Annotated in this window: 27 protein-coding genes and 1 pseudogene; 9 read left to right on the top strand and 19 right to left on the bottom strand. The window is 65.8% G+C overall.

Translation table 11 applies throughout. From position 1 onward, the window contains the following. The first annotated feature begins 43 nt into the window (after positions 1-43). Entirely contained in the window at positions 44-1,579 is a 1,536-nt protein-coding gene (locus K3G64_RS07580; RefSeq protein ID WP_238890126.1) for a class I adenylate-forming enzyme family protein, read from the top strand. Here the strand turns inward: K3G64_RS07580 and K3G64_RS07575 are convergent. From K3G64_RS07575 to istA, 4 genes are all read right to left on the bottom strand, one after another. Further along, a complete protein-coding gene (locus K3G64_RS07575; protein WP_238890125.1) occupies positions 1,576-1,968 on the bottom strand; it encodes a DUF7715 family protein in 393 nt (130 codons plus the stop codon). The two genes, K3G64_RS07580 and K3G64_RS07575, sit on opposite strands and share 4 nt — an antisense overlap. Further along, positions 1,965-3,347 carry an HNH endonuclease signature motif containing protein gene (locus K3G64_RS07570; RefSeq protein WP_238890124.1) on the bottom strand — a complete coding sequence of 461 codons (1,383 nt, stop codon included), beginning with the start codon at positions 3,345-3,347 and terminating at the stop codon, positions 1,965-1,967. The genes K3G64_RS07575 and K3G64_RS07570 overlap by 4 nt, the downstream gene beginning before the upstream one ends. A gap of 323 nt (positions 3,348-3,670) precedes the next feature. Then, positions 3,671-4,453: an IS21-like element helper ATPase IstB gene (gene istB / locus K3G64_RS07565; protein WP_441338866.1), complete on the bottom strand. Its 783-nt coding sequence runs from the start codon at positions 4,451-4,453 to the stop codon at positions 3,671-3,673. Positions 4,454-4,455: 2 nt separating this feature from the next. Continuing rightward, positions 4,456-5,697, bottom strand: a complete 1,242-nt coding sequence (istA, locus tag K3G64_RS07560) for an IS21 family transposase (protein WP_238886612.1) — start codon at positions 5,695-5,697, stop codon at positions 4,456-4,458. Between the two features lie 74 nt (positions 5,698-5,771). Between istA and K3G64_RS25645 the strand changes: the two are divergent. Next, a pseudogene (locus K3G64_RS25645) lies at positions 5,772-5,951 on the top strand (integrase catalytic domain-containing protein); the annotation flags it as partial. A 230-nt stretch (positions 5,952-6,181) separates the two neighbouring features. Here the strand turns inward: K3G64_RS25645 and K3G64_RS07555 are convergent. After that, on the bottom strand, positions 6,182-7,054 hold the full coding sequence (locus K3G64_RS07555) for a helix-turn-helix domain-containing protein (RefSeq protein ID WP_238890122.1): 873 nt from the start codon (positions 7,052-7,054) through the stop codon (positions 6,182-6,184). A gap of 83 nt (positions 7,055-7,137) precedes the next feature. Between K3G64_RS07555 and K3G64_RS07550 the strand changes: the two genes are divergently transcribed. Genes K3G64_RS07550 through K3G64_RS07530 form a run of 5 tightly spaced genes read left to right on the top strand, consistent with a single transcriptional unit; the run spans position 7,138 to position 10,954 of the window. After that, a complete protein-coding gene (locus tag K3G64_RS07550; RefSeq protein ID WP_238890120.1) occupies positions 7,138-8,190 on the top strand; it encodes a zinc-binding dehydrogenase in 1,053 nt (350 codons plus the stop codon). Next, positions 8,187-8,588: a nuclear transport factor 2 family protein gene (locus tag K3G64_RS07545; protein ID WP_238890118.1), complete on the top strand. Its 402-nt coding sequence runs from the start codon at positions 8,187-8,189 to the stop codon at positions 8,586-8,588. The genes K3G64_RS07550 and K3G64_RS07545 overlap by 4 nt, the downstream gene beginning before the upstream one ends. Then, a complete protein-coding gene (locus tag K3G64_RS07540; protein ID WP_238890116.1) occupies positions 8,585-9,421 on the top strand; it encodes an SDR family NAD(P)-dependent oxidoreductase in 837 nt (278 codons plus the stop codon). Before K3G64_RS07545 ends, K3G64_RS07540 begins: the two co-directional genes overlap by 4 nt. An 8-nt stretch (positions 9,422-9,429) precedes the next feature. Beyond that, the gene (locus K3G64_RS07535) at positions 9,430-10,386 is read left to right on the top strand and encodes an LLM class flavin-dependent oxidoreductase (protein ID WP_238890114.1); all 957 of its coding nucleotides are present in this window, start codon (positions 9,430-9,432) and stop codon (positions 10,384-10,386) included. A 16-nt stretch (positions 10,387-10,402) separates the two neighbouring features. After that, the gene (locus K3G64_RS07530) at positions 10,403-10,954 is read left to right on the top strand and encodes a hypothetical protein (RefSeq protein WP_238890113.1); all 552 of its coding nucleotides are present in this window, start codon (positions 10,403-10,405) and stop codon (positions 10,952-10,954) included. On the opposite strand, the gene K3G64_RS07525 is transcribed toward K3G64_RS07530, so the two are convergent. From K3G64_RS07525 to K3G64_RS07480, 10 genes are read right to left on the bottom strand one after another with little or no spacing between them, the layout of a single operon-like run. Next, on the bottom strand, positions 10,955-11,503 hold the full coding sequence (locus tag K3G64_RS07525) for a hypothetical protein (RefSeq protein ID WP_238890112.1): 549 nt from the start codon (positions 11,501-11,503) through the stop codon (positions 10,955-10,957). It lies immediately after the preceding gene. A 30-nt stretch (positions 11,504-11,533) separates the two neighbouring features. After that, a complete protein-coding gene (locus tag K3G64_RS07520) occupies positions 11,534-12,727 on the bottom strand; it encodes an amidohydrolase family protein (RefSeq protein WP_370647120.1) in 1,194 nt (397 codons plus the stop codon). 56 nt (positions 12,728-12,783) lie between these two features. Continuing rightward, positions 12,784-13,539: an SDR family NAD(P)-dependent oxidoreductase gene (locus tag K3G64_RS07515; protein ID WP_238890110.1), complete on the bottom strand. Its 756-nt coding sequence runs from the start codon at positions 13,537-13,539 to the stop codon at positions 12,784-12,786. Next, entirely contained in the window at positions 13,536-14,027 is a 492-nt protein-coding gene (locus K3G64_RS07510; protein ID WP_238890108.1) for an SDR family oxidoreductase, read from the bottom strand. Before K3G64_RS07510 ends, K3G64_RS07515 begins: the two co-directional genes overlap by 4 nt. Then, positions 14,024-15,472: a class I adenylate-forming enzyme family protein gene (locus K3G64_RS07505; RefSeq protein WP_238950483.1), complete on the bottom strand. Its 1,449-nt coding sequence runs from the start codon at positions 15,470-15,472 to the stop codon at positions 14,024-14,026. The genes K3G64_RS07510 and K3G64_RS07505 overlap by 4 nt, the downstream gene beginning before the upstream one ends. Next, positions 15,469-16,269: an enoyl-CoA hydratase/isomerase family protein gene (locus K3G64_RS07500; protein WP_238890106.1), complete on the bottom strand. Its 801-nt coding sequence runs from the start codon at positions 16,267-16,269 to the stop codon at positions 15,469-15,471. Before K3G64_RS07500 ends, K3G64_RS07505 begins: the two co-directional genes overlap by 4 nt. Beyond that, complete coding sequence (locus tag K3G64_RS07495; RefSeq protein ID WP_238890104.1) at positions 16,269-17,069, bottom strand: enoyl-CoA hydratase/isomerase family protein; 801 nt, start codon at positions 17,067-17,069, stop codon at positions 16,269-16,271. The genes K3G64_RS07500 and K3G64_RS07495 overlap by 1 nt, the downstream gene beginning before the upstream one ends. Continuing rightward, positions 17,066-18,313: an acyl-CoA dehydrogenase family protein gene (locus K3G64_RS07490; RefSeq protein ID WP_238890102.1), complete on the bottom strand. Its 1,248-nt coding sequence runs from the start codon at positions 18,311-18,313 to the stop codon at positions 17,066-17,068. Before K3G64_RS07490 ends, K3G64_RS07495 begins: the two co-directional genes overlap by 4 nt. Then, positions 18,310-19,116, bottom strand: a complete 807-nt coding sequence (locus K3G64_RS07485; protein WP_238890100.1) for an enoyl-CoA hydratase/isomerase family protein — start codon at positions 19,114-19,116, stop codon at positions 18,310-18,312. Before K3G64_RS07485 ends, K3G64_RS07490 begins: the two co-directional genes overlap by 4 nt. A gap of 7 nt (positions 19,117-19,123) precedes the next feature. Then, positions 19,124-20,383: a hypothetical protein gene (locus K3G64_RS07480; RefSeq protein WP_238890098.1), complete on the bottom strand. Its 1,260-nt coding sequence runs from the start codon at positions 20,381-20,383 to the stop codon at positions 19,124-19,126. 101 nt (positions 20,384-20,484) lie between these two features. Here K3G64_RS07480 and K3G64_RS07475 point away from each other — a divergent pair, with 101 nt between their 5' ends. Then, the gene (locus K3G64_RS07475) at positions 20,485-21,294 is read left to right on the top strand and encodes an enoyl-CoA hydratase/isomerase family protein (protein WP_370647173.1); all 810 of its coding nucleotides are present in this window, start codon (positions 20,485-20,487) and stop codon (positions 21,292-21,294) included. A 5-nt stretch (positions 21,295-21,299) separates the two neighbouring features. Here the strand turns inward: K3G64_RS07475 and K3G64_RS07470 are convergent, their stop codons facing one another. After that, positions 21,300-22,166 carry an SDR family NAD(P)-dependent oxidoreductase gene (locus K3G64_RS07470; protein WP_238890094.1) on the bottom strand — a complete coding sequence of 289 codons (867 nt, stop codon included), beginning with the start codon at positions 22,164-22,166 and terminating at the stop codon, positions 21,300-21,302. A gap of 55 nt (positions 22,167-22,221) precedes the next feature. Between K3G64_RS07470 and K3G64_RS07465 the strand changes: the two genes are divergently transcribed. Then, positions 22,222-23,787, top strand: a complete 1,566-nt coding sequence (locus tag K3G64_RS07465) for a class I adenylate-forming enzyme family protein (RefSeq protein ID WP_370647119.1) — start codon at positions 22,222-22,224, stop codon at positions 23,785-23,787. 15 nt (positions 23,788-23,802) lie between these two features. Here the strand turns inward: K3G64_RS07465 and K3G64_RS07460 are convergent, their stop codons facing one another. The 3 genes from K3G64_RS07460 to K3G64_RS07450 are packed head-to-tail and all read right to left on the bottom strand — an operon-like array spanning position 23,803 to position 26,682. Next, positions 23,803-25,110 carry an amidohydrolase family protein gene (locus K3G64_RS07460; protein ID WP_238890092.1) on the bottom strand — a complete coding sequence of 436 codons (1,308 nt, stop codon included), beginning with the start codon at positions 25,108-25,110 and terminating at the stop codon, positions 23,803-23,805. After that, complete coding sequence (locus K3G64_RS07455) at positions 25,103-25,537, bottom strand: Zn-ribbon domain-containing OB-fold protein (protein ID WP_238890091.1); 435 nt, start codon at positions 25,535-25,537, stop codon at positions 25,103-25,105. Before K3G64_RS07455 ends, K3G64_RS07460 begins: the two co-directional genes overlap by 8 nt. Next, positions 25,537-26,682, bottom strand: a complete 1,146-nt coding sequence (locus K3G64_RS07450; RefSeq protein ID WP_238890090.1) for an acetyl-CoA acetyltransferase — start codon at positions 26,680-26,682, stop codon at positions 25,537-25,539. The genes K3G64_RS07455 and K3G64_RS07450 overlap by 1 nt, the downstream gene beginning before the upstream one ends. Positions 26,683-26,692 lie beyond the last annotated feature (10 nt).

Genomic DNA, 26,692 nt, shown 5'->3' with positions numbered 1-26,692 from the left:
CCCGAAGGGCAGGGGACGCTTGCGCGAAGAACAGAAGATATTGATGTCCGGTACCTACTGGAGTTTGGTCGAGGACGCCGCCCGGTCACATCCGGACCGCGTGGTGCTCGTCGACGACTTCGGCCGCAGCCTGACGAACGCCGAGTTGCGCGATGCGGCGCAGGGCACGGCAGCGGCACTCGCGGCCCGCGGGGTCGGCGACGGTTCCGTGGTGTCCTGGCAGCTGCCGACCACGCTGGAGACGATGGTCGTCATGGTGGCGCTGACCCGCCTGGGCGCCGTGCAGAACCCCATCCTGCCGATCTGGCGCGAGAGCGAAGTCCGTTTCGTGACAACGCAACTCGGTACCGAATTTCTGGTAGTTCCGGGCGTGTGGCGCGGCTTCGACCACGTTGATCTAGCCGACGAGCTCGCGCGAGATCAGCCGATGACCGTCGTGGTGGTCGATCATGCGGCGCCCGTTACCGACGGGCTGCGGTTGCCTGCAGGCGATCCCGCGTCGCTGCCCGACCCGCCGACGTCGGCCACCCTGCCACGCTGGGTGTACTACTCGTCGGGGACAACTGCCGCGCCGAAGGGCGTGCGGCACTGCGATCGCTCGGTGATCGCCGGGTCGGCAGGCGTGGTGGGAATGGTCGGTGCGTCGAATACCGACGTCAATCCGATCGCTTTCCCGGTGTCGCATATCGGTGGTGCCTCGATGCTGGCGGCGAGCCTGCTCACCGGCATGCGACTCGTGTTGTTCGACGCATTCGACCCGGTGCTCACACCGAAAGCTATTGCGGCACATCGACCGACGATGCTCGGCTCAGCAACCCCGTTCTTCGTCGCGTTCATGGCCGCCCAGCGCGACCACGGTCCGGACCCGCTCTTCCCCGACCTGCGTGGTTGTGTCGGCGGCGGAGCGCCGATCACCGCGGAGCTTGGGCGACAGGTGCGCGAGACGCTCGGTGTCACCGGAGTGGCCAATTCGTGGGGATTGACCGAGTTCCCGGTGGTGACATCGCCGCCGCCGGACGGCGCGCCCGAGGTGCTCGACCACACCGTCGGACGACCGGTGCCGGGTGTCTCGGTCCGTGTCGTTGACGACAACGAGCGTGAGGTCGCCCCCGGCGAGGAGGGCGAACTGCGGCTCAAGGGCCCGCAGTGCTTCCTGGGGTATGTCGACGAGGCGCTCGACGCCGACGCTTTCGACGCCGACGGGTGGTTCCGAAGCGGCGACCGGGGGCGCATCGACGCCGACGGCAACGTCGTCGTCACCGGCCGCATCAAGGACGCGGTCATCCGCAATGCGGAGAACATCTCGGCGCTCGAAGTCGAGGGGGTGCTGGCAACGCATCCGGCGGTCGCCGACGTCGCGGTCATCGGCGTTCCCGATGAACGCACCGGTGAGCGGGTGTGCGCGGTGATCGTCGCACAACCCGACGCCGAGGTGACGCTAGCGGTGCTGTCGGAACATTGTGCAGCCCAGGGCTTGAGCCGCCACAAGTCGCCGGAGCGGCTCGAACTCGTGCGGGAGCTTCCGCGAAACCTCACCGGCAAGGTGTTGAAGAACGAGTTGCGTGGGCGGTTCCGTTAGCCATCACCGCCGAAAAGCGCACCTCGTAGGAAGTACTTCTCCAGGTTCCGAACAATTATGGTTCCAACTGGAAGCTGCGCAGCGATCTCGAGGTTCTCGTCTGCGACGGCCTCTGCCCATTCGCTCGGCCATCCGCCATCGACGAGGCTGGTCTTGAATGCGAGTACGACATCATCGCGTGTCAACTCCGTGTCGACGACCATTGCGGTCGTGGTCGCTCGATGTGACGCCGCGCCTGCAAACCCGCGGCCACATCCACACGGCATTGCGGGATCCCTGAGGTCTCGGTCGCAAGGCTCCTGCATCCACACGAGTTCGCCCTCGACGCAGTAGTGATAGTCCGTCGGCGCCGTGCCCTGCGTCAGGCGCGTGGCAACCAGGATCTTCATTCCGACTCCTCTTCCTTCGGCTGCAGGTACCGCTGCGGGTGGTGGTAGTTGTTGACGCGGCCTTGGCCGGTGTCGAGCAATGGCGGCGGGATCCATTCGACGCGTCCGTCTCTGCGTTTTCGCGTGGTCCATCCGCCCTCGGTGACGAGGCGGTTGTGCGGCGGACATGCCAACACCTCGTCGGTGATGTTGGTCAGTCCGCCGTCGGCCCAGTCCAGCACCGCGTGGTGTACCTGGCAGCCGTATCCGGCCACGGTGCAGTCCGGGGCGGTGCACCCGCGATCTCTGGAGTGCAACACAATTCGCTGACCGGCAGAGGCGAGGCGCTTGGTTCGGCCGAGGTAGAGCGGCTCCTGCGTGTGCTTGTCGAAGATCGACAGGTAGTGGTGGGCCTGGCTGGCCAGGCGGATGACGTCGCTCATCGGCAGCGTCGTGCCACCGCCGGTCACCGCCAGCCCGGCACCTGACTCCAGGTCCTGCAGTGTCGTCGAGACGATGATGGTCACCGGTAATCCTCTGTGCTTGCCCAACTCTCCCGAGGAGAGCACCGAACGGCCCATCGCTTTGAGGGCGTCGTGATTGCGCTGACTCTGGGAGCGATGATCGGCGCTCACATGGTCTGGGCTCGGTTCGTCGTCGACACAGGGTGCTTCGTCGTCCGGGTTGCACATCCCTGGGGCGGCCAACTTGCTCAACACCGCATCGAGTGTCGCGCGTGCTTCTGGGTCGAGCAGCCCGCGGACAGGACTCATCCCGTCGGCTTCCTGTTTGCCGATGGTGAAGTGACGACGGCGTGCGCGGTCGAGGTCGTCGAACACGCCGTCGGGATTCACCAGTGCGGCCAGCCGGTCGGCGGCCGCGCGCAACACGTCGGGGGTGTGTTCAGCGGCAAGTTGTGCCAGGGTCTCCTCGCATCCCTGGCGAGTCTGGTAGTCCACCCCGTGGGGCAGCTCACGGAAGAACTTCCGGATGACGCGCAGATGGTCGGCACCCAATTCCCCCGCGGCCTGCCGCTTCGCGACGTTGGGCATCGTCGGCTCCAGCGCTTCCCCGGTCATCGTGCGCCGAGGGCTCAGATCCTCCGCATCGTCCAGACGTCTGCGCGCATCGGCGGCGCTGATCCGCAGCCGCCGCTGGAGCACCTCACTCCAGTTCTTGGCGCCGATGTCGGGGGGTGCGACGCGGCCGCGAAGTTCCTCGAGGATGCGGTGTTCGAGCGTGGGCGCGCGACGTCGGTCGTTTTCGAGAGCATCGAGCACCTCCAACAGCTCACCGATGCTCGACATGTCCAGGCGCGACTCCATGAGCTCGTCACGTGCGGCTCGCAGGCGCGCAACGGCCGAGGCCACGTCGCTGCCGAATCCCGCCGATGCGCTCATAGGTAGAACATATGTTCGAGCACCGACAAGTCGGGACCAAGTTGAGGCGTATGTGTTCAATGAGGCCAAAGTTGTTTTGGCACGCCGAATCCGGTGGCTCAGTCGAAGTGGTGCTTCGTTGCCTCATCGAGAATGCGCGCGTACGCCCAGTGGATGGGGTTGACGTTGACACAGCGCCGAGCAATCAGCGAAGCAGCCGCTATGCGGTACCAGCTGGCCAGTAAGTGCGGGAACGGTCGGATCCTTGACGAGTTGTGAGCTGTTGACGACGGTCCAAATGTAGGCCAGAAGCGACGGTCGAAAAGTAGGCCACGTGGTTGTGGTTATTGTGCCGTGTTGTCTGCGCGTGCGGAGGGCAAGGTGTCGATTCCGGTGTCCTTGAGCCGATAGCTGGATCCCTTCAGGGTCAGGACGTCGGCATGGTGCACGATGCGGTCGATCATCGCCGCGGCCACCACTTGATCACCGAACACGTCGCCCCAGCGGGCGAAGGGCAGGTTCGAGGTCAAGATCAGCGAGGCGTGTTCATAGCGGCTGGAGACCAGTTGGAAGAACAGGTTCGCCGCGTCCTGTTCGAAGGGGATGTAGCCGACCTCGTCGACAACGAGTAACCCGATGCGACGCAGCTTGGCCAGCTCAGCCGGGAGCCGCCCGGCGTTGTGGGCGGCCTTGAGGCGAGCGACCCAGTCCACCGCGGTGGCGAACGCGATGCGATGCCCGCTCTGCGCGGCCTTGACCGCCAATCCGATGGCGAGGTGGGTCTTGCCAGTTCCGGGTGGCCCGAGCAGGACCACGTTGGAGGCCTTGGCCAGGAACGCGCCGGTGCCGAGGTGGGCGATCATGTCCCGGTTGAGTGCGGGTTGGTGATCGAAGTTGAAGTCCTCCAAAGACTTCCGGGTCGGGAACCCGGCGGAGCGGATACGGGTCGCCGCACCGGAGGCCTCACGAGCCGCAACCTCCCGCGATAAAACGGCCGCCAGATACTCTTCGTGAGTCCAGCCGGCGTCGCGGGCTTGCTCGGCCAGGCGGGCCGCGGCGTCGCGGATGCGTGGCGCCTTGAGGGCTTGGGCGTAGTGCAGGACGGCCTTCATCGGATCCTCGGCCATGCTCATGCCACCTCACCATCAGAAGTGACTTCGGCAGTGGTGAAGTCGACGCCGAATGCCCGGTCGTAGTCTGCCAGATCACGCACCAGCTGGTCACCGGTCGCCGGTGGCGGCCCGGCTTGGAACTGTCGACGCAACACCGCAGCGGTCTCGACGTGTTTAGGGTCGGTCAGGGTCTGTCGCGCTGCCCAGCAGCGATCGTGAGCAGCCAGCAGGCGCCCCGTCCGCATCACGGTCACCTGGGCCAGGGTGGTCCTCACCTCGACGAGCTGGCCGATCGCACTCGGATCCACCGAGTAGTCGTTGCCGGCCACCCGCAGGTAGTAGTCACGCCCCAACCGCACCGACGTCTTCGTCTCCACTGTCGGCGCCACCGGTGGCAGGGTCAGCATCTGGGCTTGGTCGGCAGCCAAGAAGTCCACCGGGCGACCATCCAACACCCGCACCCGACGACGGTTTGCGGTCGGAAGCCACAGTCCCAGTTGATCATTGAAGTCCTGCGGTGAGGTGAAGCTGCGCCCGGGCAGAAACGAAGTCTCCAGATACCGGTTGGCTCGCTCCACGATGCCCTTGGACTCGGGGTCATAGGGTTTGAGTTGCACCAGCCGCGAACCCAGCGTCCCGATCAACGCGGTGACCGGATCGGTTAACCGGCCGCGGCGTCCGATCCCGGCCTCGTTGTCCCACCACAACTCGTGCGGCACCGCGGTGAAGTTCTGTGAGAGCAGCTGCCACATCCCGGCCACCAGATCCATGGTTTGGCGCGAGGGCAGCATCACCGCGGCGATGAAGCGGGAGAACGCGGCCACCATCACCAGCACCGGCAGCATCGCCTCCTGACCGAACCCGACCGCGATCTTGGGTGCCGGGAACCACAGATCGCACTGGACCACCCGACCCGGCGGATGCTCGAGGCGGTCGACCGGATCAGCGGGCAGGTACTCCGGGCGGATCATCCGGACCCGCTCCCCAAACCAGGAGATCGAGCCCGTCCACCCCACCCGCTCGGCGAGCACCGTCGCCGACATCCGGGGATAGGCCGACAACAACGCCCGAATCCGCGGTTCCACCTCGTTGATCGCCGAGGCCGGCGATTCCCTCTCGTACTTTGGTGGATCGTCGCTGGCCAGCGCACTAGCCACCGTGTCACGCGCGATGCCGAGTTGACGTGCAATGGCCCGCTGCGACAAACCCTCGCTGCGGTGAAGATGCCGAATGAAGGCCCAGTCTTCCAAGGAGATCACCCATCCAATCTGTATGGGTGGCCTACTTTTCGACCGTCGCAACTGGCCTAGTTTTCAACCGTCGTCAACAGTGAGCGAACACGGGGTGGCACCGAAGCCATGCTCGCAGGGCACTCAAAAGCAGCGCTGACGGCCAAGATTGTCACACCGCGCAGGCCTCCTTCGGTCAAGTACGGTCCCGAGGTCATCGCGGCGTTGACTTCTGCTGGAACGTGTCGGGCATGCCGGCCGGCAAGCGACTGGCGCCGATGCTCACTCGCCGCGGCGCGAAGGTGTCGAAGAAACACGACCAGGCAGCCACCCCGTTTCACCGCGCTGTCGATCATCAGGACGTGACGGTGCAGCACATCGTGGCACTCAAGCGGACCTACTCAAGCGCGCACGCTTACGTGAGGCAACGAACCCCCCTACGCGCGCATCTTGACGTGAGGCAAGAACTCCGCGGTGGATACAGAAGTGACGAATGAGTCGAAAATCGGTGTCGCTACGCGCGCACGTCGTTCGTCAGCTGCGCGATTTCCCGCAGCAGAGGTTGTGCGGCCGAGCGGACCTCAGACATCGTCATCGGACGCACCGGATGAATACCGAGTACGAGCTGAATATGACCGGCCCGGTCGAGCACTGGTGCCGAGATTGTCGCGACGGGACGCGGCGAGCGCGTGTTGTTGTCGGTTGCCAGCGCCGCCGAGGTGAACTCAACACGCAGTTGTTCGATGATCGACCGCATGTTAACCGGTAGCGCATGCTCTGAAAGTGAACCGATCGCCTGCGCCGCCTGGGCAAGTGCCGGCGTCATCCAGTCGACGTCGTAGCCCCGCTCGCGTGTTTGCGCGAGAACGTCATACAACTGGCGGGTGAGTGCCCGGTCATCAGCGGCCGCACGTTCGATCCAGGCCCGTTGTGCGTCCGGGGTGTCCCACGCCGCGAATGCGACACCGAAGGGCGCGGTGTAGGGGATGCGTTCGTTCGGTGACGCTGAGATCACTGATCCCTTGGGCTGTTCGAAGGAGGTGATGACCAGGTCGTCTCCGGCCCGCTCGATGACTGAGGCGGGCACGTCGACTGTCGTGGCCAGGCGGCGTGCCGCGTCGTGTGCGAGGTGAGCCATCGGACGGGCCGCGTCGAGTCGGGCGGCGATGAGCGCGAGCGTCGGGCCGAGACTGAACGTCTTGGCGACGGGATCCCGGCCCACCCAGCCGCGATCGGTCAACGTCTTGAGAATCGCGTGTGCGGTGGCCTGCGAGAGGTTGAGTTCGCGAACGATGTCGGAGAACCGCATCTGTGCGTTCGGGGGGTGGCTGAGCAACTCGATCACATCGAGAACTCGTTCGGTCGGTGCCGAATTCGCTCCGCGCAACCTTGACTCCTCGTATGGTGCCTTCTACGGTCGTTTCAGTAATTCGAGAACCATATCTCGAATAATAGAGAAGTGAGATAACATTGCGCGCAGTCGTGTTGCGGGGTGGCCGACTGAGTGTCCGCGAGACCGCAGATCCCCTACCCGGCCAAGGCGACTTATTGCTCAAGACACTCAGCACCGCGATCTGCGCCTCCGACGTGCACTTCATGGATCACCCAGAACTCGCGATCGACGATCCGACGGGCCGATCGCTCTACGACGCGGACCGCGACATCGTGATGGGGCACGAATTTGTGGGCGAGGTGATCGGCCACGGGCCCGGGTGCAGCGACGCGTTCCCGATCGGTTCGCGCGTCACGTCGATGCCGATCCGGCTGGTCGACGGAGGTGCCGGCGGCCTGCGCATCATCGGTCAGCATCCCGAAGCGCAGGGCAGTTTCGGTGAGCTGCTCGTGGTGCCCGAGGCGACGGCGAAGATCGTCGATGGATCCGTATCAAGTGACGCCATCGCCGTCGTCGATGCGTTTGCGGTCGGCGAGTTCTATGTCCGCGCATCCAAACTCGAGCCCGGCGAGATCCCCATCGTGATCGGTGCGGGCGCGATCGGATTGTCCGCCGTCGCAGCGCTGTCCGCCCGAGGTATCGAGCCGATCATCATTTCCGATTTCAATGCCGATCGTCGTGAACTGGCCGCAGCAAGCTTCGGCGCGCACGTCTTGGTCGACCCCGCGCAACGCTCGGTGTTCGACGTGTTCCGCGAGGTGCGTGCCGAACGCCACCTGGGCGGCTCGGCGGTGGTGTTCGAATGCGTTGGCGCAGCCGGCCTCATCGACTCGATCGTCAAAGAGGCGGAGTTCTCCTCTCGCATCTACTGCGCCGGAGGCTGGTACACCGGAGACACCCTCGACATCACCGAGGCCACCCGCAACGGCCTGACGCTGCAATTCGGCGGAGGCCCGATGCCCCAGGACTGGTACGGCGTTCTGGATGCGGTGGTCGAAGGCCGGCTCGACCCATTGCCCAGCATCGGAAAGATCATCGGTCTCGATGAAGTGCCCGACGCACTGGACGAGGCTCGGAAGTCCGCGGGGCCGCCCCGGGTCGTCATTCACCCGAATGGAGATGTCGCATGACAGACCGCGAAGAACTCGTCGACCTCACGATCCGCTATGCGACAGCGATTGATAGTCGGCAATATGATTTGCTGTCGACAGTTTTCACTAGTGATGCCGAAGTGGACTACGGCGAGGTCGGCCGTTGGACGGGCGATGTCGAGGTGGCCGAATTCATGGCGGCGATCCACGTCGGGGCCGCTCACACCATGCACCGGATGACCAACCAAAGGATCGACATCGATGGTGACGCGGCAGAAGTACGAACATACGTCGATGCTTTGATCTTGACTGACGACGGCTCGGGTGCCAATCCCGTTGGTTACTACGACGATCACGCCGTGCGCACGGTTGACGGATGGCGGATCGCACGGCGCAAATACACCTCAGTGCGACTCGTCGGGGTGTCAGCTCGGTGATCGACGACTTCGCGACGAAGTACGGGCCCTGGGCGATCGCCGTCGGTGCGTCTGACGGTGTCGGGGCTTTGTTCGCCGAGCGAATCGCGTCCCAAGGGGTCAACGTGGTGCTCGTCGCTCGTCGTCAGCATGTGCTCGAGGAGGTGGCCGAAGGCATCCGCAGGCGCACCGGTGCTCAGACCCGGACGCTGCCGGTGGACCTCACCGACGCTGATGCCTCGAGAACGATCATTGATGCCACCGCCGACATAGATGTCGGCATGTTGGTCTATTGCGCGGGCGGTGATCCGAATTACCAACCCTTTCTCTCCAATCCGGTGTCGGCAGCTGAGTCCCTGCTGCAACGCAACTGTCTGGTGCTGATGCGGTTGTGTCACCACTTCGCCGGCCCAATGGTCGGCCGGGGTAGAGGCGGCATCGTGAACTTCACGTCCGGGGCCGCACTGGCCGGTGGCCGGAACATGGTGGCTTACGGCGGAACCAAGGCCTTCGACATGGTGTTCACCGAGGGCCTGTGGGCCGAACTGCACGACAAGGGGGTAGACGTCCTCGGTCTGGTCCTTGGCATGACCGACACGCCGGCGCTGCGCAAGTTGGAGTTCGAGCGCGGGCGCTTGTCATCTCTCGATGAGATTCCCGAGGGTGCCGTCACCGCCGAGAGTGTGGTCGACGAGGCCTTTGCCAACCTTGGCAACGGACCGACGATCGCCACAGGCGACGACATCCGGATGGCGTTTGAGCTCTTCAAATCCATGTCTCGCAACGAGGTTGTGCGGCTGATCATGCAGATGAGCGTCGAAGTCATGGGTACCGATCAACGCCAGGGGAGCTAGACGTCGAAATGTTCACCCTCCGATTCGACATGCGAGCACCGTCCATCGGTGCACCACCCACTGAGCTGTACGGGGCGGCTTGCGAGATGTCGGCGTGGGCCGAAAGCCGCGGATGCGTTGCCGCGGTGCTATGCGAACATCATTGCGCTGACGACGGTTATCTCCCGTCGCCACTACTGCTGGGCGCGGCGATTGCCGCGCGTACCAGTAAATTGATGCTGAACCTGGTGATCCTCCTGCCCTTCTACGATCCTGCCCGTCTGGCGGAGGACATGGCGGTCCTGGACCACATCAGCTCCGGGCGGGCTACCTACGTCTTCGGGATCGGTTACCGGGCCGAGGAATACGCCCACTTTGGCCTCTCCCTCTCCGATCGCGGCCGCCTGGCCGATGAGAAGCTCGGCCTGTTGCGTCGGCTACTCGCCGGCGAGGAGGTGGTGCACGACGGTCGGCGGATGAAGGTCACGCCCCGTCCTCGCACACCAGAAGGCCCGATGATGAGTTGGGGCGGCGCAAGCCTCGCCGCCGCGCGTCGCGCAGGACGAAACGGCCTGGGACTGCTGGCGAACGGAGGCGTTCCCGGCATGCAAGAAGCGTATGAAAAGGCGTGCCGCGACAACGGTTTTGAACCCGGCTTCATGTTGATCCCCGAGCGCGACGCTGCAACCAACTGCTTCGTGGCTGAGGATCTCGATGCGGCGTGGGACGAGATCGGCAAGTATCTGCTGCACGACGCGATGGCCTACTCGGAATGGAATCCCGACAACACCGTTTCAGCCAATATCACCACCGCCACGACTGTCGATGAACTGCGGCACAGATCGACGTCTCACGTGATACTGCCCGTCGACGAAGCACGTAAGCGCCTTGCTGCTGGTGAGGTGTTCAATATCAACCCGCTGTGCGGCGGAATGCCGCCCGGAATCGCGTGGACTTACCTGAAGAAGTTCGTCGAGCTGACCTAGTCGAGAGGAAGACGACATGACCCAGGATCGTGTTGCCTTGAACGAAAAGATCGCCTTCGAGAAGTGGGAGGGTTACGCGAAACCCATTGACCGAGGGCGCCACGTCACGTTCGGCGACAAGTTCATCTTCGCACCTGACTACGTCATGATGAGCCCGCATTTCAACAACGGCGTCCCCCAGACGGCACGCGAAATGTTCTCCGATGAAGTAGCCGCGGCGATGGCCGAGTATGCGCCGGACGGTGACATGCTCACCGCGGAGTGGCGTATGTGGTGGAAGCATATGCCGGACTACCGCCTCGTCAGTCCGTTCGAATGCGTCGCTGGAGATTGGGGTTTCACGTCCTGTGACACCTACGCGGGGACGCTCGCCGACGGAACGGTGTTGGAACTACGAGAGTGGGACTACATCTGGACCAACGAGAGCGGCCACGTCACGCGGTGGGACTGGTTTGTGGACCATGACAAGTGGGAGCAGTTGGTTTCGCTCGTCGGGCTCGAAGCGAAGGGGTTGACGAGCCAGCAATACACCGTCAACTTCCTGCGTGAGGGCGGCGTCGGCGCCTGATCACCGGTCTCCTGCTGGCCGGCTGACGTCGCCTTGCCGCAGGAAGTTGATCGTGTACCCCTGAAATGTGAGTTCGGCGGGATCCAGGCCGATGAGTTTCAGGAACGGGTACCACTGGCGAGAGTCGACGAACCAGTCCCAGCGGTTGATATGCCCGTCCTCGTTGGTCCAGATGTAATCCCACTCCCGCAGTTCCAGCACTGTCCCGTCGGCGAGAGTTCCCGCGTAGGTGTCGCGGGCCACGAAGCCCCAGTCGAACACATCGCATTCGAACGGTGTGACGTTTCTGAAGTCCGGCATGTGCTTCCACCACATCCGAAACTCCGGGGTGAGCATGTCACCGTCGGGGGCGTGTTCGGCGATGGCTGCGGCCAGCTCGTCCGAAAAGAGGTCGGCCATCTGCTGCGCAACGCCACCGTTGAAAAGGGGGCACATCATCACGGCATCGGGTGCATATATCCACTCGTCGCCGTAGGTGACGAAGTTCGTCTCCGTAACCTTCGAGTACGCCTCCCACTTGGCGTGGGCAAGCCTCCTGTGCAAAGCCACGCGATCGAGCGTCATACCGTCGCCTCTTCGTCAGATACCGATGAGTTCCTTGAGGTTCCCGCCCATCACCTTCGCAGCGGTGTCACCCGGTAGACCATTCAACTCCTCGACGAAGTCCACGGGTTCGGCGAGACCTTCGGGATGCGGGTAGTCCGAACCGAACATCACACGGTCCGCGCCGAGGAGATCGACGAGCACCGACATGTCCTCCTCGTGAAACGGATTGATCCAGACGTGCCTGCGGAAGACCTCACTGGGATGCTCGCTGAAGTCGTATGGCCGCTTGCGGTACACGCGGTCGAAGACGTCCAGTAGGCGGTGCGCCCACGAGCCGCCGTTCTCGACCACCCCGATGCGCACTCCGGGAAAGCGCTCGAACACCCCGTGGGCGATGAACGCGGCGAGGGTGTCGAAGATGTTCCTACTCTCCTCGTAGATGAAACCCCGCAGCTTGCTGAGCGCGAATCCGTTGAACTCGGCCGCGTCCTCCCAGTCGTCGACGTAGCGCTCATAGCCCGAGTCGGAGTTGTGCATCTGCACTGAGATGCCTGAAGACTCGACCAGCCGCCAGAATTCGTCGAATTCCGGTAGCGCCGCTGAACGAGAGGTGCCGTCCTCGCGTGGCACCGGCGCGGGCCGAATCAACACCGTCCTCGCGCCGTTCTCCAGGCACCAGTCGAGCTCCTGGACGCCCAGTGCGGGATCGTTCAGCGAGATAGCGGGCACGGGAAAGATCCGGTTCTGGTAGTTGAAGGTCCAGTCCTCGAGCAGCCAGCGATTGAACGCGTGCGTGACGGCATGGGTGAGCTCGGTGTCGGATTTGGTCCTTTCCTCCAGCATGCCCGCCGTCGTCGGGAACATCACGGCACCGTCGACGCCCTGGCGGTCCATCAACGCCAGGCGCAGATCGGGGCGGCGGAACTCGTCGGGGCAGCGGATCGGCTGGGCCAGCTCACGCAGGGTCTTGCCCTCGGGGTTGATGCCTCGGAAGTAGTCGGACCAGGCGCCGGGCGTGGGTATCACCTCGTACGTCGGATTGGGGATGGTTTCGGTGACGACTCCGAGAATCTGCAGCTTCTTGCGGCCTTTGACGTCGACGAACTTCAGCGCCTCGGAATACTTCTCCGGCAGGTACCGCGTGTACGCGTCGATGGTCTCGTACATATGATTGTCGGCGTCCCAGACCTCGTATGCCGTCATACCGCTCACCTGTGCCTCCAACATGCGTGAGAATGTTAATTCTCAAGATAGCAAACGGTCGTATACGCAGTGCGTCGGCATCAAAGATTGGTGTAGTGCCCGCCGTCGACCCCCAACGTCTGACCGGTGACGTACCGTGCTGACGGCCCGACAAGGAAGGCGACCGCCGAGCCGATGTCGTGCTCCGGGTCGCCGATCCGCCCCAGCGGGATCCGCCGCGACAACCTGTCCTCCATCGCGGGTTCTGCCGCGATGGCCGCCGTCATCGCGGGCGAGTAGGCCAGCGGTGACACGACGTTCACGGTGATGCGATGCGGGGCCCACTCCCTGGCCAGGCTCTTGGCGAAGCCACGCAGCGCGCCCTTCATCGTGGCGTACAGCGGCAGCGTGGCGCTGCCTTCGATGCCGGCCGGCGACGTCATGACGAGGAAGGTGCCGCCGCGCTGGCTGAGTGCCGGAAACGCCGCGGTCGCGCAGTGGTGAGCACCGCCCAGCGACACCGAGAAATGGTCCTCCCACAGCGCGCGGTCCACGTCAGCCAGTCGATGCGGTTGGCTCGACGAATTGCTTGTGGCGTTGTGCACGACGGCATCGAGTCGCCCGGTTGTCGCGGTGGCGAGTGCGACGGCGACGACCGCAGCCTGATCCGTGACATCGCAGCGCGCCCAGGTCGCGTGAGCACCCCGTGCGGCGATCTCGTCCGCCACCGCCTGTCCGGTCTCGGAGCGGGTGGCGACGATGACGTGGGCCCCCTCGGCGGCCAGTGCCAGCGCGATACCGCGACCGACTCCGCCGCCGGCGCCCGTCACTAGCGCGGTGAGGCCATCGAGGTTCACGGCAGCATCACCGAACCACCGTCGACGATGACCGTGTCGCCCGTCAGGTCGGTGAGGTCGTCGCGCAGAAGGAACCCGGCGGTCTCGACGATGGAATCGATCAACGCTTCGTCGTTTCGCACCGCGGCGGCGGTCAAGTGGGACGTATCGCCATCAGCCGCGAACAGTTTCAGGGGAACGGCGATCATGTTGACCCCGATTCGTTCCGACGCCCACTGCCGAGCTGCCGATTTGGCCATCGCCCGGATGCCTTCGACCGCGGTGGTGTAGTCCACCAAACCGGCTGCGCCCGCGATCCCGATGGTCGGGAGGATGACGACAACGCGACCACCCGATGCCATCGAGGAGTGCGCCGTCTTCAGGGCGTCCAGCGTCTCCCACATGATGTCGTCGGCTGCGGCGTGAGCGTCGATGGCGACGACATTGCCGAACACCTGCCGAAGTGCATCGAAGAGCGTTTCAGCTGGGTCGACGACGATGATGGTCACGTGTCGGCCATCGCGGCGAGGTCACGCTTCACGACCTTGCCGATGTCGTTGCGCGGCAAGCGTTCTACGAAAACGACGCGCACTGGAACACGGTAGGGGGTCAGGCGTTCCCGGCACCACCCGATCAGATCGTCCTCGGACACGTCATCGGTGTGACGCGCGACGAAGGCCCACGGTACTTCACCGACGCGTTCGTCGGGAACGCCGACGACCGCGGCCTCACGCACCCCGTCGGCGGCGAGAAGCACGTCCTCGACCGTGCCGGGAAAGACTTTGAGCCCGCCGCGGTTGATCATGTCCGAGACGCGCCCGTCGAGCCACAGAAATCCGTCCTCGTCGAACCAGCCGAGGTCGCCGGTGTGGAACCAGCCGTCGTCGGTGAGCCGGTCGAGAAATGCGGGGTCGATCTTGCGGGCGGCTGTCGTCGGGGTGCGCACCATCACCTCGTCGTCGACGATCGTGACATCGATGCCCGGCAGCGGACGCCCTACCGAGCCGAGTTTGGTCTCCCCCCATTCGCGCGCATCGGCGGCCGACCACCCGACGACCTCGCCGCCGAGTTCGGTCTGGCCATAGGAGTTCAGGACGATGACGCCGAACTTGTCGCGGAACCGGGCCGCCTGCACCGGTGACAGCGGTGCCGTGATCGAACGCACGATCCGCAACGGTGCCAGGTCGGTGACCGACTCGTCGTGCAGCACCATGGTCAGCGCCGCGGGCGGCAACACCGTCGAACGCAGCTGATGACGCTTGACCAGCGCGGCGAAGTCGGTGGGCGAGAACTTGTCCATGAGCACCACGCCGGAGCCCGCCCGGAACGCGAACAGCACCTGATAGATCCCGGCCCACAGCGACAGGGACAGCGGCACCAGGTTCGGCATCGGCGCTCGATCGGTCGCTGCGCCGCTTCTGGTACCACGCAGCTTGGCCAGCAGCCGGTCGATCAGGTCGAGCACGGTCGCGTGGCGCAGCGGGACCGGTTTCGGCGGCCCCGTCGTCCCGGAGGTGAACTGGAGCAGGGCCACGTCGGCGTCGTATTGCCTCGGATCGGCAGGCGCGTCGGCCTCGCCGGCGCATGTCCAGGCCAGATCAGCGCCGGTGATCACACGCCCGGTGAATGACGAGAAGCGGCCGGCCAGTTCGCTTGTCGTGATCACCGCGGTGGGTCGCAGCGTCGCGAGTTGAGAGGCGACCTCCGCGTCGGCGGCCCTGGGATTCAGTGGTGTGTAGACGCCCCCGGCGCGCCACGTGCCGAACAATGCGGCCACCGTGGTGGCGTCGTTGGGCAGCATCGCCGCAACCACCTGTCCGGTCGCCAATCCGGTGTCGGTGAGCAGCGCGCTCAACGTATGCGCACCCGCGATCAGCTCGTCGCGTGCGACATCGACGGTCAAGGTGTGTACGGCGGTGGCGGGCAGGCCGTCGAGCAGGTCGGCGAGGCTCATGAGTCCGGCTCCAGTGGCTGCCATTTCGGCGTCCGCTTGTCGGCGAAGGCCAGCGGTCCCTCATTCTGGTCCGGGTGTCCCCACATCGAGGTCAGATGCTTGGCGCCGGCCCGGCACGCGTCGGTCAGTCCGTACTCGAGCGCGCCCCACAGCGCCCGTTTGGTCGCGCGCATCGCGGCGGGGGAGTTCCGCGCGATCTTCTCCGCCAGTTCCTGGGCGACCTCGCGGAGCTTCTCAGGTGGATCGACGACCTGGCTGATCATGCCGAGCTCGTACGCGCGTTGCGCGCTCAGCCGTTCATGGCTGCCGACAAGCGCCATCCGCAACACCGCCTCTGCGGGCATCTTGCGCATCAGCGCAATGGTCTCCAACGCGCTGACCTGGCCGATGGACACGTGCGGGTCGACAAAGCCGGCATTCGACGACGCGATGACCACATCGGCGTCGGCAACCCAATGCAGCCCGCCGCCCGCACAGATCCCGTTGACCGCGGTGATCACCGGCTTGCCGACGTTGCAGTGCCAGGCCGTCAGCTTCAGGTCCAGGGTGCGCATCGTTTCCTGGAACTGCAGCACCGCTTCGCCGTCGAGTTCCTCGACGTCCGCGCCGACCTGAAACGCCCTGCCGTTGCCGGTGTGCACGATGACGCGGACGTCGGGATCGGAGTCCAGATCAGCCCAGGCTCTGGGAAACTCCTCGCGCATGACGGCGTCGTAGGCGTTGAGCCGGTCAGGACGGTTGTTGATGATCCAGCCCACCGGGCCGTGCCGCTCCACGATGAGCCTCTGGTAGGTCATCACACCTCCAAGGTCTGCCACCGTGCCGGGCGCTTCTCGCGCCAGGCACGCACGCCTTCACCATGGTCGGGATGGTTGCGCAGCCGCCAGATCTCCTCGGCGGCAGCGCTTCTTGCGTCGCTGAGTCCCATCTCCAGCGAGCGCCACAGCGCCTGCTTGGTGACCCGCATGGCGGTGGGGGAGTTGGTGGCGATCGCGGCGGCCAACCGGCCTGCGGTACTGCGCAACTGATCTGCCGCCACGACCTCGGACACGATGCCCAGTTCGTAGGCCCGGTGTGCTGAGATCCGCTCGCCTCTGCCCGACAACGTCATTCGCAGTATCGCCTCCATCGCAGACTTGCGTAGCAACGTGATCGCCTCGTACGCAACCGCCTGTCCCACCGATACGTGCGGGTCGACGAACGATGCGTCTTCGGCGGCGATGACGATGTCGGCGTCGGCGACCAGGTGCAGGCCCCCGCCCGCGCAGACTCCGTTGACCGCGGCGATCACCGGTTTCCAGACGCCGCAGTGCCACGACGAGATCTTCAACTCGGCGTCACGTGTCCGGCGCGAATGGCGGCGCATGGCGGCCTTGTCCCGGGCCACCTGCACCACGTCCATCCCCGTGCAGAACGCCGTGCCGCCGGCGGTGTTGACGATCACGCGCACCTCGGGGTCGGCGTCCAGATCGGCCCAGGCGGCTTCGAGTTCGTCGAGCATCAGCGCGTCGAAGGCGTTCCCGGCGTCGGGCCGGTTCAAGATCAGCCAGCCGATGCCGTCGGCCTTGTCGACGACCAAGCGTTGGTAGGCGGTCATGAGCGTGGAATCTCGTTCCAGGGCTTCCCCTTCCAGGGGTCTGGCTCCTTCGGTAACCCGAGGACGCGCTCGCCGAGGATGTTCTTGTTGATGTCGGTGGTGCCGCCTTCGGTGCCGTTGGCGAGGCTGCGCATCATGCCCTGCACCTCGCGCGGCAGGATGTCGGGGTCCTCGGTGACCGGCCATGCCACCGCCGCGGTGCCGAGCAGGTCGACCATGAGGTCCTGGATCTGCTGGTTCAGGGTGGCTTGGTGAACCTTGCCGATCGACGAGGCCGGCCCCGGCGATTGGCCCGCCGACAGCGCGGCGCGGACGCGCGCATTGGTCCAGCCGCGAATCTGCTCCTGCGCCCACAGTCGCATCACCTTGTTCCGGACGACCGGGTCGTCCCACCGGCCGGTTCGTCGGGCCAGCGTGATCAACTGCTCGGCACTGGAGCCACCGAGCCGGCCCATCCCCCCGGACCCTGAGCCGGAGACCATCTGTCGTTCGCTGGACAGCGTCGACGCGCTGACTCGCCAGCCGTCGTTGACGTCCCCGACGCGGTGGCTGTCGGGGACGCGTGCCCCGTCGATGAACACCTCGTTGAACTCCGCCTCGCCGGTGATCTGCCGAAGGGGGCGGACCTGTACGCCGGGATCGTGCATGTCGAGCAGGAAATACGTGATGCCTTGGTGTTTCGGCGCCGCCGGGTCGGTGCGGGCCAGCAGGATCGCGAAGTCGGCCTCGTCGGCCCACGTCGTCCACACCTTTTGCCCGGTGATGACCCATTCGTCGCCGTCGCGGACGGCCCGGGTGGCCAGCGACGCCAGGTCGGAGCCGGCGCCCGGCTCGCTGAAGAGCTGGCACCACTTCTCCTCGTTGCGGACGATCGGCGGCAGAAAGCGCCGCCGTTGCTCCTCGGTGCCATGGCTGAACAGCGCCGCGGCAGTGTTGTTGAGTCCCAACGGATTGAGCCGTGACAGGCGCAGCGGGGCAAGCACGACCTCGATCGCGCGGGCGACCTCATTGCCGACGCCGAGGCCGCCGTGCTCGGGGAGCCAGGTCGGGGCTACCAGACCGGAGTAGGCGAACGTCGGATACCACCGGCGGTAGTCGGCAGGGCTGCGGACGGACCGGAGCGCGGCGGGTCCGTCGGCCGCGGCCGAGCGCCACTCGGCAGGCACCTCGACCTCGACCCACGCCCGCACCGCCTCGACGGCGTCTTCGGCTGTCGAGTCGGCTGTTATCGGTACGGCTGTCATCGGCCCTGGAACTCTGCGTCGCGCTTGTCCCGAAAAGCCGCCAGGCCCTCCTTGAAATCCTCGCTGCGGCTGGATAGTTCAAGAGCCATCGCCTCGTTCTGCAGATGGCGGTCCAGATCGAGTCCGTTGCCGCTCTGCAGCAGCCACTTGGTCAGGCCGAGCGCCACCGTCGGCGCCGTGGCCAGTCTGGTGACGAGTTGCTCTGCGGCGGAATCAAGCTCGCTGTCGGGGTGGGCAGCGTGGATGACTTCCCAGTCGGCGGCCAATGTTCCCGACAACTCGTCACCGAGCATCAACAACCGTCGGGTGCGGACCATCCCGACAAGCCGGGGCAACAGCCAGGCCGCACCGCTGTCGGGGGTGAAGCCGCGCGCCATGAACGGTTCCCAGAACCGCGCGTCCTCGGCCGCCACGCAGAAGTCCGCAGCCATCGCGATGTGGAAGCCGAGCCCGGCAGCCCACCCGCGCACCACCGCGACGATGGGTACCTGGGTCTCGAGCAGCAGCGGGATGAGCCTGTTCGCCTTGTTCGGCAGCCGCCGCTGTGTGCTGCCCACGCGGGGTTTGCGGTCGGAGTGCGCATTGTTCGCGATCAAGTCGGATCCCGCGCAGAAGTCCGGCCCTTCGGCGTCGATACGAATGACGCGGACCGATTCGTCGGTCCCCGAACGGGACACGGCCTCGATCATGGCGTCGAGCATCGTGTCGTCGACGGCGTTGCGGCGCTCCGCCCTGTCCAGAGTGAGCCGCAGAACCGGACCCGACTGTTCAGCCCGAAGTCCCGACACGCTCACGTAGGTCACGTCGGCATCACCGCTCAGCGAATCGGTCCGACACGGCGGACAGCAGATCGGACAGGTTCGTCGCACCACCGGGTGGGTCGGGCAGACGCACGGGGCCGTGCTCCCTGCTGGGCAGCAGGATCGTGGCGTGACCCGGCGCGGTGATTTCGTCGCGGTGGTTGGTGGCGGCGATGTCGATGTCGACCGCCGGTCGGTCTCCTTCCGCGAGGTACTTGCGCGTGACGACGCCGGTGATGGTGTGCAGGTCCCCGACGTAGTTGAAGAGCCGGAACTCACAGTCCAACTTCCACAGCCAGGAGTCGTCGCCCATCCAGTCGGTGCACAGATGGATCAGCCAGGTCTCGCGCATGCGGCCGTAGTCGAACGTCGTCGGATTGCCGGCATTCCGGGCGGCTGTCGGCTCCCAGTGCACACGCTGCTGGACGTCTGGGACACCGTGCTCGTTGGGTGTGTAGAAGCGCGGGATGCGTTGGCGATTACGCCACGCCAACCGCAGCGGCCGCACCCCGTACATGCCGGTGCCCATCCCGACGTGCCAGCACACGATGTCGGTGACGGTGAGGGGCCCTTTGGTCAGCGGGCCGATCCGGTCGCCCTCGGTGACGTCCTCCCACCAACGCGGCTCGGCGCCGCGTGGCGCCTCGCGGGCGTAGCGCTCGTCGATCTCGTCGATCTCCTCGGCGGTCCAGGTCTTGAGGTCGACGGATTCGTACTTCTTACGGCCCCTGGCCTTGCTGCGTTCGGTACGGATCATGTTGCGGTACTGGCCACCGAGGATGGCGCCCGCGTCGTCGCGGAACACCTGCGCCGACCACTCGTGCACGGCTCGCCCGGCGAAATCGCTGCCCTTGTCCAGCGCGGCGACCAGCGCATTGCGGCGGAACACCCGGCGGTTGGCGCGCAGCGGTGCCCACCACTCGCGCGACGACGAGGCATAGAAGGCATGCACACCGCGCAGCGGATCGCCCTTGGTCGCCGCGCGGTCCTGCTCGGACAGCTCGGTGACCTCGTCCTCGCCGATCAGGGTGTCGCCGCCGACGAGGGCTGGCGGGGCGATCGGCTCACCCCACACCGACTTGGTCGCGTACTCAGCGTCGCACCACAGCGGGTTGGCGTCGCCGTAGCTTTCCGCCACGTGGCGGAACGTGTCCTCGTTGGGACGCAGGTAGTGCGGCGGCTGGGTGTGCGGGACGGCGATGCCGATGGTGGCGCGCAACCTCGCCAGGCCCTCATCGGTGATCTGGCCTGCTGCAGAGGTTCGGGTCACGCTCGACCTCCTCAGTTTTTCCGCCCATGTCGTCCCTGGGACGCCAGCGGAAATTAAGATACCCGAAAAACGGAAACGCCGTTAACGCAGGGGTGAGTGAGTTGACCGAGGATCAGTCAGGCATTGATGTCGCCATCGGCGCCGACGGCGTATGCCGGATCGCCATCGACCGGCCAGGTGTGGGAAACTCGTTGTCTCCGTTGGCTCGTGATGCTCTGGCGGAAGCCTTCGAGAACGCCGATGACGACCCGTCCGTGCGTGCTGTGCTGTTGCGTGCGACGGGGGATCGGCACTTCTGCACGGGTGCCGGATTGGCGCCGCAGTCGTCACAGCCGACCGCCGAGAAGCGGCCCGGTGACATCGCCCGGATGCTGCAGAAAGGCTGGCAACGACTCGTCGCCTCCGTGCTGGATTGTGACAAGCCGGTGGTCGCCGCAGTCAAGGGTACGGCGGCGGGCGCCGGCGCCAGCCTGGTGCTCGCCTGCGATTTGGTGGTCATGTCGGAGGAGGCCAAGCTCATCGAGGCCTTCGTGCACCGCGGCATCCTGCCGGATTCGGGCGCGATCCACCTGCTCACCAGAATCGTGGGACTGCGCAAGGCCACCGAATTGCTGATGCTCGGAGAACCCGTGGATGCGAGGACCTGCGAGCGACTGGGTCTGGTCAACCGTGTTGTCGCACCGGGCGAGACCGACGAGGTCGCCGACGAGATCGCTGGGCGCCTGGCGGCGGGACCAACCGTGATGCTGGCACTGACCAAGCGTCTGCTTGCCGTGTCGTCGGAATCGGGGCGCGACCGTGCCTTCGAGCAGGAGGCCTGGGCGCAAGAGGTGGTGTCGCGGACCGCCGACCTGCAGGAAGGCCTGCAGTCGTTCGCCGAGCGTCGCGCACCGAACTTCCAGGGCCGCTGAGGTAGTCAGCCCTTGTCCGGGCCGCCGCGGATGGTGAATGTCGCGGTGTCATCGATCTCATCGATCGCTTCGGCCACGGATTCCGCTGTCAGCGAGCTGTTCTCGATGCCTGCGGTGACGCCGATGAAGACCCGCGACACCTTGCCCGCGCCGACCGAATAGATGTGAGCCGTGCGGTCACAGTCGCGGTGGGCCAGGTACACGACCACCGGTGTGACCAGCTCGGGATCCATCCCCTTGCCCGCTTCACCCATGATCGTCTCGGTCATCCGGGTGCGTGCGATCGGTGCGACGGCGTTGATGGCGATGCCGTTCCGCTGCCCCTCGATGGCCAGCACATGCATCATCCCGACCAGGCCCATCTTCGCGGCGCCGTAGTTGGCCTGTCCGAAGTTGCCGAACAAGCCGGTGCCGGAGGTGGTCTGCACGATGCGCCCGTAGTTCTGCTCGCGCATGATCGGCCACGAGGCCCGGGTCACATTGAAGGCGCCGGCCAGGTGCACCGATATCACGGCATCGACCTGCTCTGCGGTCATGTTCTTGAATGCGGCGTCACGCAGGATGCCCGCGTTGTTGACGAGGATGTCGAGGCGGCCGAAGGCGTCCATCGCCGCGGCGACGATCGCGGCGCCACCCTGCTCGGTCGCGACGGAGTCGCCGTTGGCGATCGCGGTGCCACCGGCGGCGGTGATCTCGTCGACCACCGCCTGGGCGGCCGAGATCGAAGCACCCGTCCCGTCGACGGCACTGCCGAGATCGTTGACGACGACGCGGGCGCCACGGCGGGCGAGTTCGAGCGCGTGACAGCGGCCGAGGCCGCCGCCCGCACCGGTGACGACGGCTACCTGATCATCGAAAGTCATACGAGGCATGGGTGAGAGGTTACATTTACGTACAAGAGAATCATCATTTGCATGGGAGGACACCATGGGTGGCGCCACGACGCTGCTGCGCCATGCTCGGCGGCGAGCGGACGGCCTGCGGTCGCGGTATCGCGCGGCGGGGTTCTGGTCGGACCAACCGCTCGACCTCGTGCGCGTCACCGCCGCGCGGCATCCGAACCGCCTGGCGGTCGTCGCGCGCGACGCAGACCTCACCTATGCCGATCTCGACGAACGGGTGGATCACGCGGCGGGTGCGCTGCTGGCGGCCGGAGTCGGTGCGGGAGCACCGCTGGTGGTCGTGGCCGGCAACGACGTCGGCTCCGTCGTCGCGGTGCACGCCGCCGTGCGGGTCGACGCGGTGGTGCTGCTCGTGCCGCGCAGCGCGGGACCGACGCAGGTCGCCGACATTCTCACGCGCACGGGAGCCGAGTACGGGGTGGCGCCCGGTTGGACATCGGCGAGCGGATCCGCGGTGCGGGACGCCTGCCGCTGGGTCGACATCGCCGACGGCTCGGGTGGGCCGGTTCACAGTCGGCCGGCACGGGCCGCCGACGAACCGTCGTTCGTCCTGTACACCTCGGGGACTACGTCCCGCCCCAAGGGCGTCATCCACTCCCTGAGCACATTGGCCAAGGCGTCGGTCAATTATGTCGCGGCGGCGGGCCTCGACACCCGGGACCGGATCTTTCTCATCAGCCCGCTCGCTTCGGTGACCGGTGTGCTGCAGGCGTTGTTCATCGGGCCGATGCTCGCCGCACCAGTGGTGCTCGAGGACCGCTGGGATCCCGCCGCGACGGGTGATCTTCTGCTGTCCTCGAAAGCGACGTGGTACGGCGGGCCGGACCGGTTACTCGATCGGCTGCTCGACGAGGTGGTCGCCCGCAACGAGCGGGCGCCGCTGCGCGCGGTGTATCTCGGCGGCACGATGCTCGACCGCCGCATCGTCGAACGCGTCGAGGACGAGTTCGGCATCGTCGTCATGCGGGCGTACGGATCGTCGGAGGTGCCGGTGAGCACCTCGGGCCTGCGAACCGAGCCCAGACAGATGCGCCATGCCGACGACGGGGTGGCACTGCAGGACGTCGAAGTCCGGGTGGGATCCGCGGGTGATCCGGGTGAGTGCTGCATCAAAGGCCCCCACACCTTCCTGGGCTACACGGACGCCGAGGACGATGCGAGCGCCTTCGACGGCGAGTGGTTTCGCACCGGTGATGTGGCCGAACTCGGCGACGGCCGAGTGCGCATCGTCGGCCGGCTCAAGGACATCGTCATCCGCAACGGCATGAAGATCCCCGCGGCGGAAGTCGAGGAGGCGGTGGCCGAGATCCCCGGTGTCCGAGAATGCGCGGCGTACTCCGTCGCCGACCCGAGCACCGGTGAGCGGCTCGCGGTGGCCATGGTGCTCGCCGACGACGCCGAGCTGTCGCTGGCCGACGTCACCGGGGCACTCGTCTCCAAGGGACTGCCCAAGTGGAAGCTGCCCGAGGAATTGGTGTTCTGGGATGAGCCGCTGCCGCTCAACGCCAACGGCAAAGTGCCACGCAATACCCTCGAGGCCCGCTCGGCGGGTCGGCCGCGGATCTTGGCCGACCGCCTCGCCGCTTCCTAGCGCAGGCGCCTTGAGTCAGTCCTCTGCAGCCCCGCTGACGTTGGCGGTGGCCTTCTTCATCTGCGCCTGCCAGTCCGACGCGCCGGCACCGTGTTCACGTTTCGACAGGGCTTGGATGGAGACGTCGTGGCCTTCGGCGGCTTTGCGCAGGGCGCCGACGGTGGCTTGGTCCTTGGTGATGTGGGTGAACGGGTCCCAGTGATACCAGCGCATGGCGTTTTCGAAGGTCATCTTGTTGATCTGGTCGTCGGGCACGTTGTTGGCCTTGAGCACCTCGTCGAGCTGCTCGGGCGCCCCGGGCCACATCGAGTCGCTGTGCGGGTAATCGGCCTCCCAGCAGATGTTGTCCACCCCGATCTGGTTACGCAGAGCGACCCCGACCGGATCGGCGATGAAACAGGTCAAGAAGTGATCGCGGAACACCTCCGAAGGAAGCTTGTCGCCGAAGTCCTGACCCGTCCACGATGAGTGCATCTCATAGGTGCGATCGGCGCGCTCCAGGAAATACGGAATCCAGCCCGTCCCACCCTCGGACAGGGCGACCTTGAGATCCGGATACTCCTTGATCGGGCGCGACCACAACAAATCCGCGGCGGCCTGCACGATGTTCATCGGCTGCAACGTGATCATCACATCCATCGGCGCATCCGGTGCCGTGATCGCCAAGCGCCCCGACGAACCGATGTGCACATTGAGCACCGTGTCGGTGTCGACCAGCGCATCCCACATCGGCTTCCAATAGTCGAAATCGTGGAAACTCGGATAGCCCATCGCTGCCGGGTTCTCGGTGAACGTCAACGAATGCACACCACGGGCGGCGTTGCGCCGGATCTCCTTGGCGCACTCCTGAGCATCCCAGATCACCGGCAACGTCATCGGGATGAACCGCGCCGGATAGGCCCCGCACCACTCCTCGACATGCCAATCGTTATAGGCCTGCACCAACGCCAACGAAAACTCGCGGTCCTCGGTGGCGAACAACCGGCCCGCGAACCCGGGAAACGACGGAAAACACATCGACCCCAGAATGCCCCCGGCGTTCATGTCCTTGACCCGCTCATCGACCTGCCAACACCCCGGCCGGATCTCATCGAGACCCTGGGGTTCCAGGCCGTACTCCTCCTTGGGCCGCCCGGCCACCGCGTTGAGCGCCACATTCGGGATCACCGTGTCACGAAACTGCCAGGTATCAGACCCATCGGCGTTGTGCACCAACCGCGGCGCCTCATCGATGTACTTCTTCGACAGATGATTGGCGAACATATCGGGCGGCTCGACGATGTGATCATCAACGCTGACCAGGATCATGTCGTCCCTATTCATGCCTGTTCCTTTCGGTTCTTCTTGGGGCCGGCCGAAAGACCGGCACTGTGAATCCGTCGTCCTCACGGAAATCGAGCACGAGTTCCATTCCGGCGCTCAGCTGTTCGGCCGGACAATCCGCGATCGTCGTCATGAGCCGCGGACCTTCCTCGAGGTCCACCATGGCGACGATGTAGGGCACGCGGGCGTCGAAGGGCGCGGCGTTGTGGTGGACCACGCTCCACGTGTAGAGCGTCGCTCGCCCGCACGCCTCAGCGAGGGCGACGTTCTCACTCCAGCAATGTGGGCAGAACGGGCGGACGTACAGCGAAGTGCGGCCACACGATTCACACGAGTTGATCAGCAGCTTGCGATCCTGAACCGCCGACCACCAGGCCTCGCTGTCGGCGTCGGTGGTTGGCCGGTCCGGGCGTTCGGGTGAGGACATCACTGCGTCCCGAGGATCATCGTCGCGCTGTGGGAGAAGAAGCCGCCCATCGCATGCACGCACGCCAGGCTTGCATCGTCGACCTGCCGTTCGCCGCACTCGCCACGTAACTGCCGGACGGCCTCGACCATCAGGATCATCCCGCGCATGCCCGGATGACACGAGGCCAATCCGCCGCCGTCGGTGTTGGTGGGCAGTGCACCGCCGGGCCGTAGCGCACCGGACCCGATGAACGCACCACCCTCACCCTTGGCGCAGAACCCGAGATCCTCCACGGTGAGCAGCACCGTCGAGGTGAATGAGTCGTAGAGCTGGCACACGTCGATGTCGGCGGGGGTGACACCGGCTTGGCCGAACGCGCGCGGGCCGGACCGGGCGGCGGCCGACGTCGTGAAATCCGCCCACTCGCTCATGCTCACGTGCGATGCGGCGTCGGCCGCACCCAGAATCCAGACGGGCTCCTTGGCGCAGTCCATGGCCACCCGCTCGCCGGCCAGCACGACGGCACCGCCGCCGTCGGTGCGCAGGCACACATGCTTCGAGGTGAACGGTTCGGCGAGCATCGGGGCCGCGGCGACATCGGCGACGGTGAGGCGCTCCCGCTCGAAGGCGTCCTCATTCATCGCCGCCCATTCGTGGGCGGCGACGGCGACCTCGGCCAGCTGCTCCTCGGTGGTCCCGTACTCGATCATGTGGCGCCTGGCGGCCATGGCGTACTTGGCGATGAGCGTGGCGCCGTAGGGTGCTTCGAACTGCATGGCGCCGCCGGTGCTCAGCGCCGCCGCCGACGCCCGGGTCTTGCGCTTGACGTCGGACCGCGCGGTCGAACCGTAGGTCAGCAGCACGACGTCGACCCCACCCGCCGCGATCGCAGCGGCGGCGTGTCCGGCCATGACCTCCCACGACGAGCCGCCGACGTTCGTGGCATCGACCCACGCCGGTCGCAGGCCCAAATACTCGCTCACCTCGACGGGGGGCAGCAAGGCCCCGTGCCCACCGAACCCGTCGATATCGTCCTTGGTCAACCCGGCGTCGGCCACCGCGCGCCGCGCGGCCTGGGCCATCAACCCCGTCGCCGTCTTGTCGGGCACCCGTCCGCAATCGGACAGCGCTGCGCCGACGACGGCGACCCGATTTCCGGCCATACGTAATGGT

The sequence above is a fragment of the Mycobacterium sp. IDR2000157661 genome (assembly GCF_022317005.1).
Classification (GTDB): domain Bacteria; phylum Actinomycetota; class Actinomycetes; order Mycobacteriales; family Mycobacteriaceae; genus Mycobacterium.
The sequence above is the reverse complement of the archived record's forward strand: the minus strand, read 5'-3'. Positions and strand labels throughout refer to the sequence as shown.

Coding starts and splice junctions, on each gene's coding strand:
- K3G64_RS07580 (WP_238890126.1), top strand. CDS start 44: ATGTCCGGTACCTACTGGAGTTTGGTCGAGGACGCCGCCCGGTCACAT.
- K3G64_RS07575 (WP_238890125.1), bottom strand. CDS start 1,968: ATGAAGATCCTGGTTGCCACGCGCCTGACGCAGGGCACGGCGCCGACG.
- K3G64_RS07570 (WP_238890124.1), bottom strand. CDS start 3,347: ATGAGCGCATCGGCGGGATTCGGCAGCGACGTGGCCTCGGCCGTTGCG.
- istB (WP_441338866.1), bottom strand. CDS start 4,453: ATGGCCGAGGATCCGATGAAGGCCGTCCTGCACTACGCCCAAGCCCTC.
- K3G64_RS07545 (WP_238890118.1), top strand. CDS start 8,187: ATGACAGACCGCGAAGAACTCGTCGACCTCACGATCCGCTATGCGACA.
- K3G64_RS07535 (WP_238890114.1), top strand. CDS start 9,430: ATGTTCACCCTCCGATTCGACATGCGAGCACCGTCCATCGGTGCACCA.
- K3G64_RS07530 (WP_238890113.1), top strand. CDS start 10,403: ATGACCCAGGATCGTGTTGCCTTGAACGAAAAGATCGCCTTCGAGAAG.
- K3G64_RS07520 (WP_370647120.1), bottom strand. CDS start 12,727: ATGTTGGAGGCACAGGTGAGCGGTATGACGGCATACGAGGTCTGGGAC.
- K3G64_RS07505 (WP_238950483.1), bottom strand. CDS start 15,472: ATGAGCCTCGCCGACCTGCTCGACGGCCTGCCCGCCACCGCCGTACAC.
- K3G64_RS07500 (WP_238890106.1), bottom strand. CDS start 16,269: ATGACCTACCAGAGGCTCATCGTGGAGCGGCACGGCCCGGTGGGCTGG.
- K3G64_RS07495 (WP_238890104.1), bottom strand. CDS start 17,069: ATGACCGCCTACCAACGCTTGGTCGTCGACAAGGCCGACGGCATCGGC.
- K3G64_RS07490 (WP_238890102.1), bottom strand. CDS start 18,313: ATGACAGCCGTACCGATAACAGCCGACTCGACAGCCGAAGACGCCGTC.
- K3G64_RS07470 (WP_238890094.1), bottom strand. CDS start 22,166: ATGCCTCGTATGACTTTCGATGATCAGGTAGCCGTCGTCACCGGTGCG.
- K3G64_RS07465 (WP_370647119.1), top strand. CDS start 22,222: ATGGGTGGCGCCACGACGCTGCTGCGCCATGCTCGGCGGCGAGCGGAC.
- K3G64_RS07460 (WP_238890092.1), bottom strand. CDS start 25,110: ATGAATAGGGACGACATGATCCTGGTCAGCGTTGATGATCACATCGTC.
- K3G64_RS07455 (WP_238890091.1), bottom strand. CDS start 25,537: ATGTCCTCACCCGAACGCCCGGACCGGCCAACCACCGACGCCGACAGC.
- K3G64_RS07450 (WP_238890090.1), bottom strand. CDS start 26,682: ATGGCCGGAAATCGGGTCGCCGTCGTCGGCGCAGCGCTGTCCGATTGC.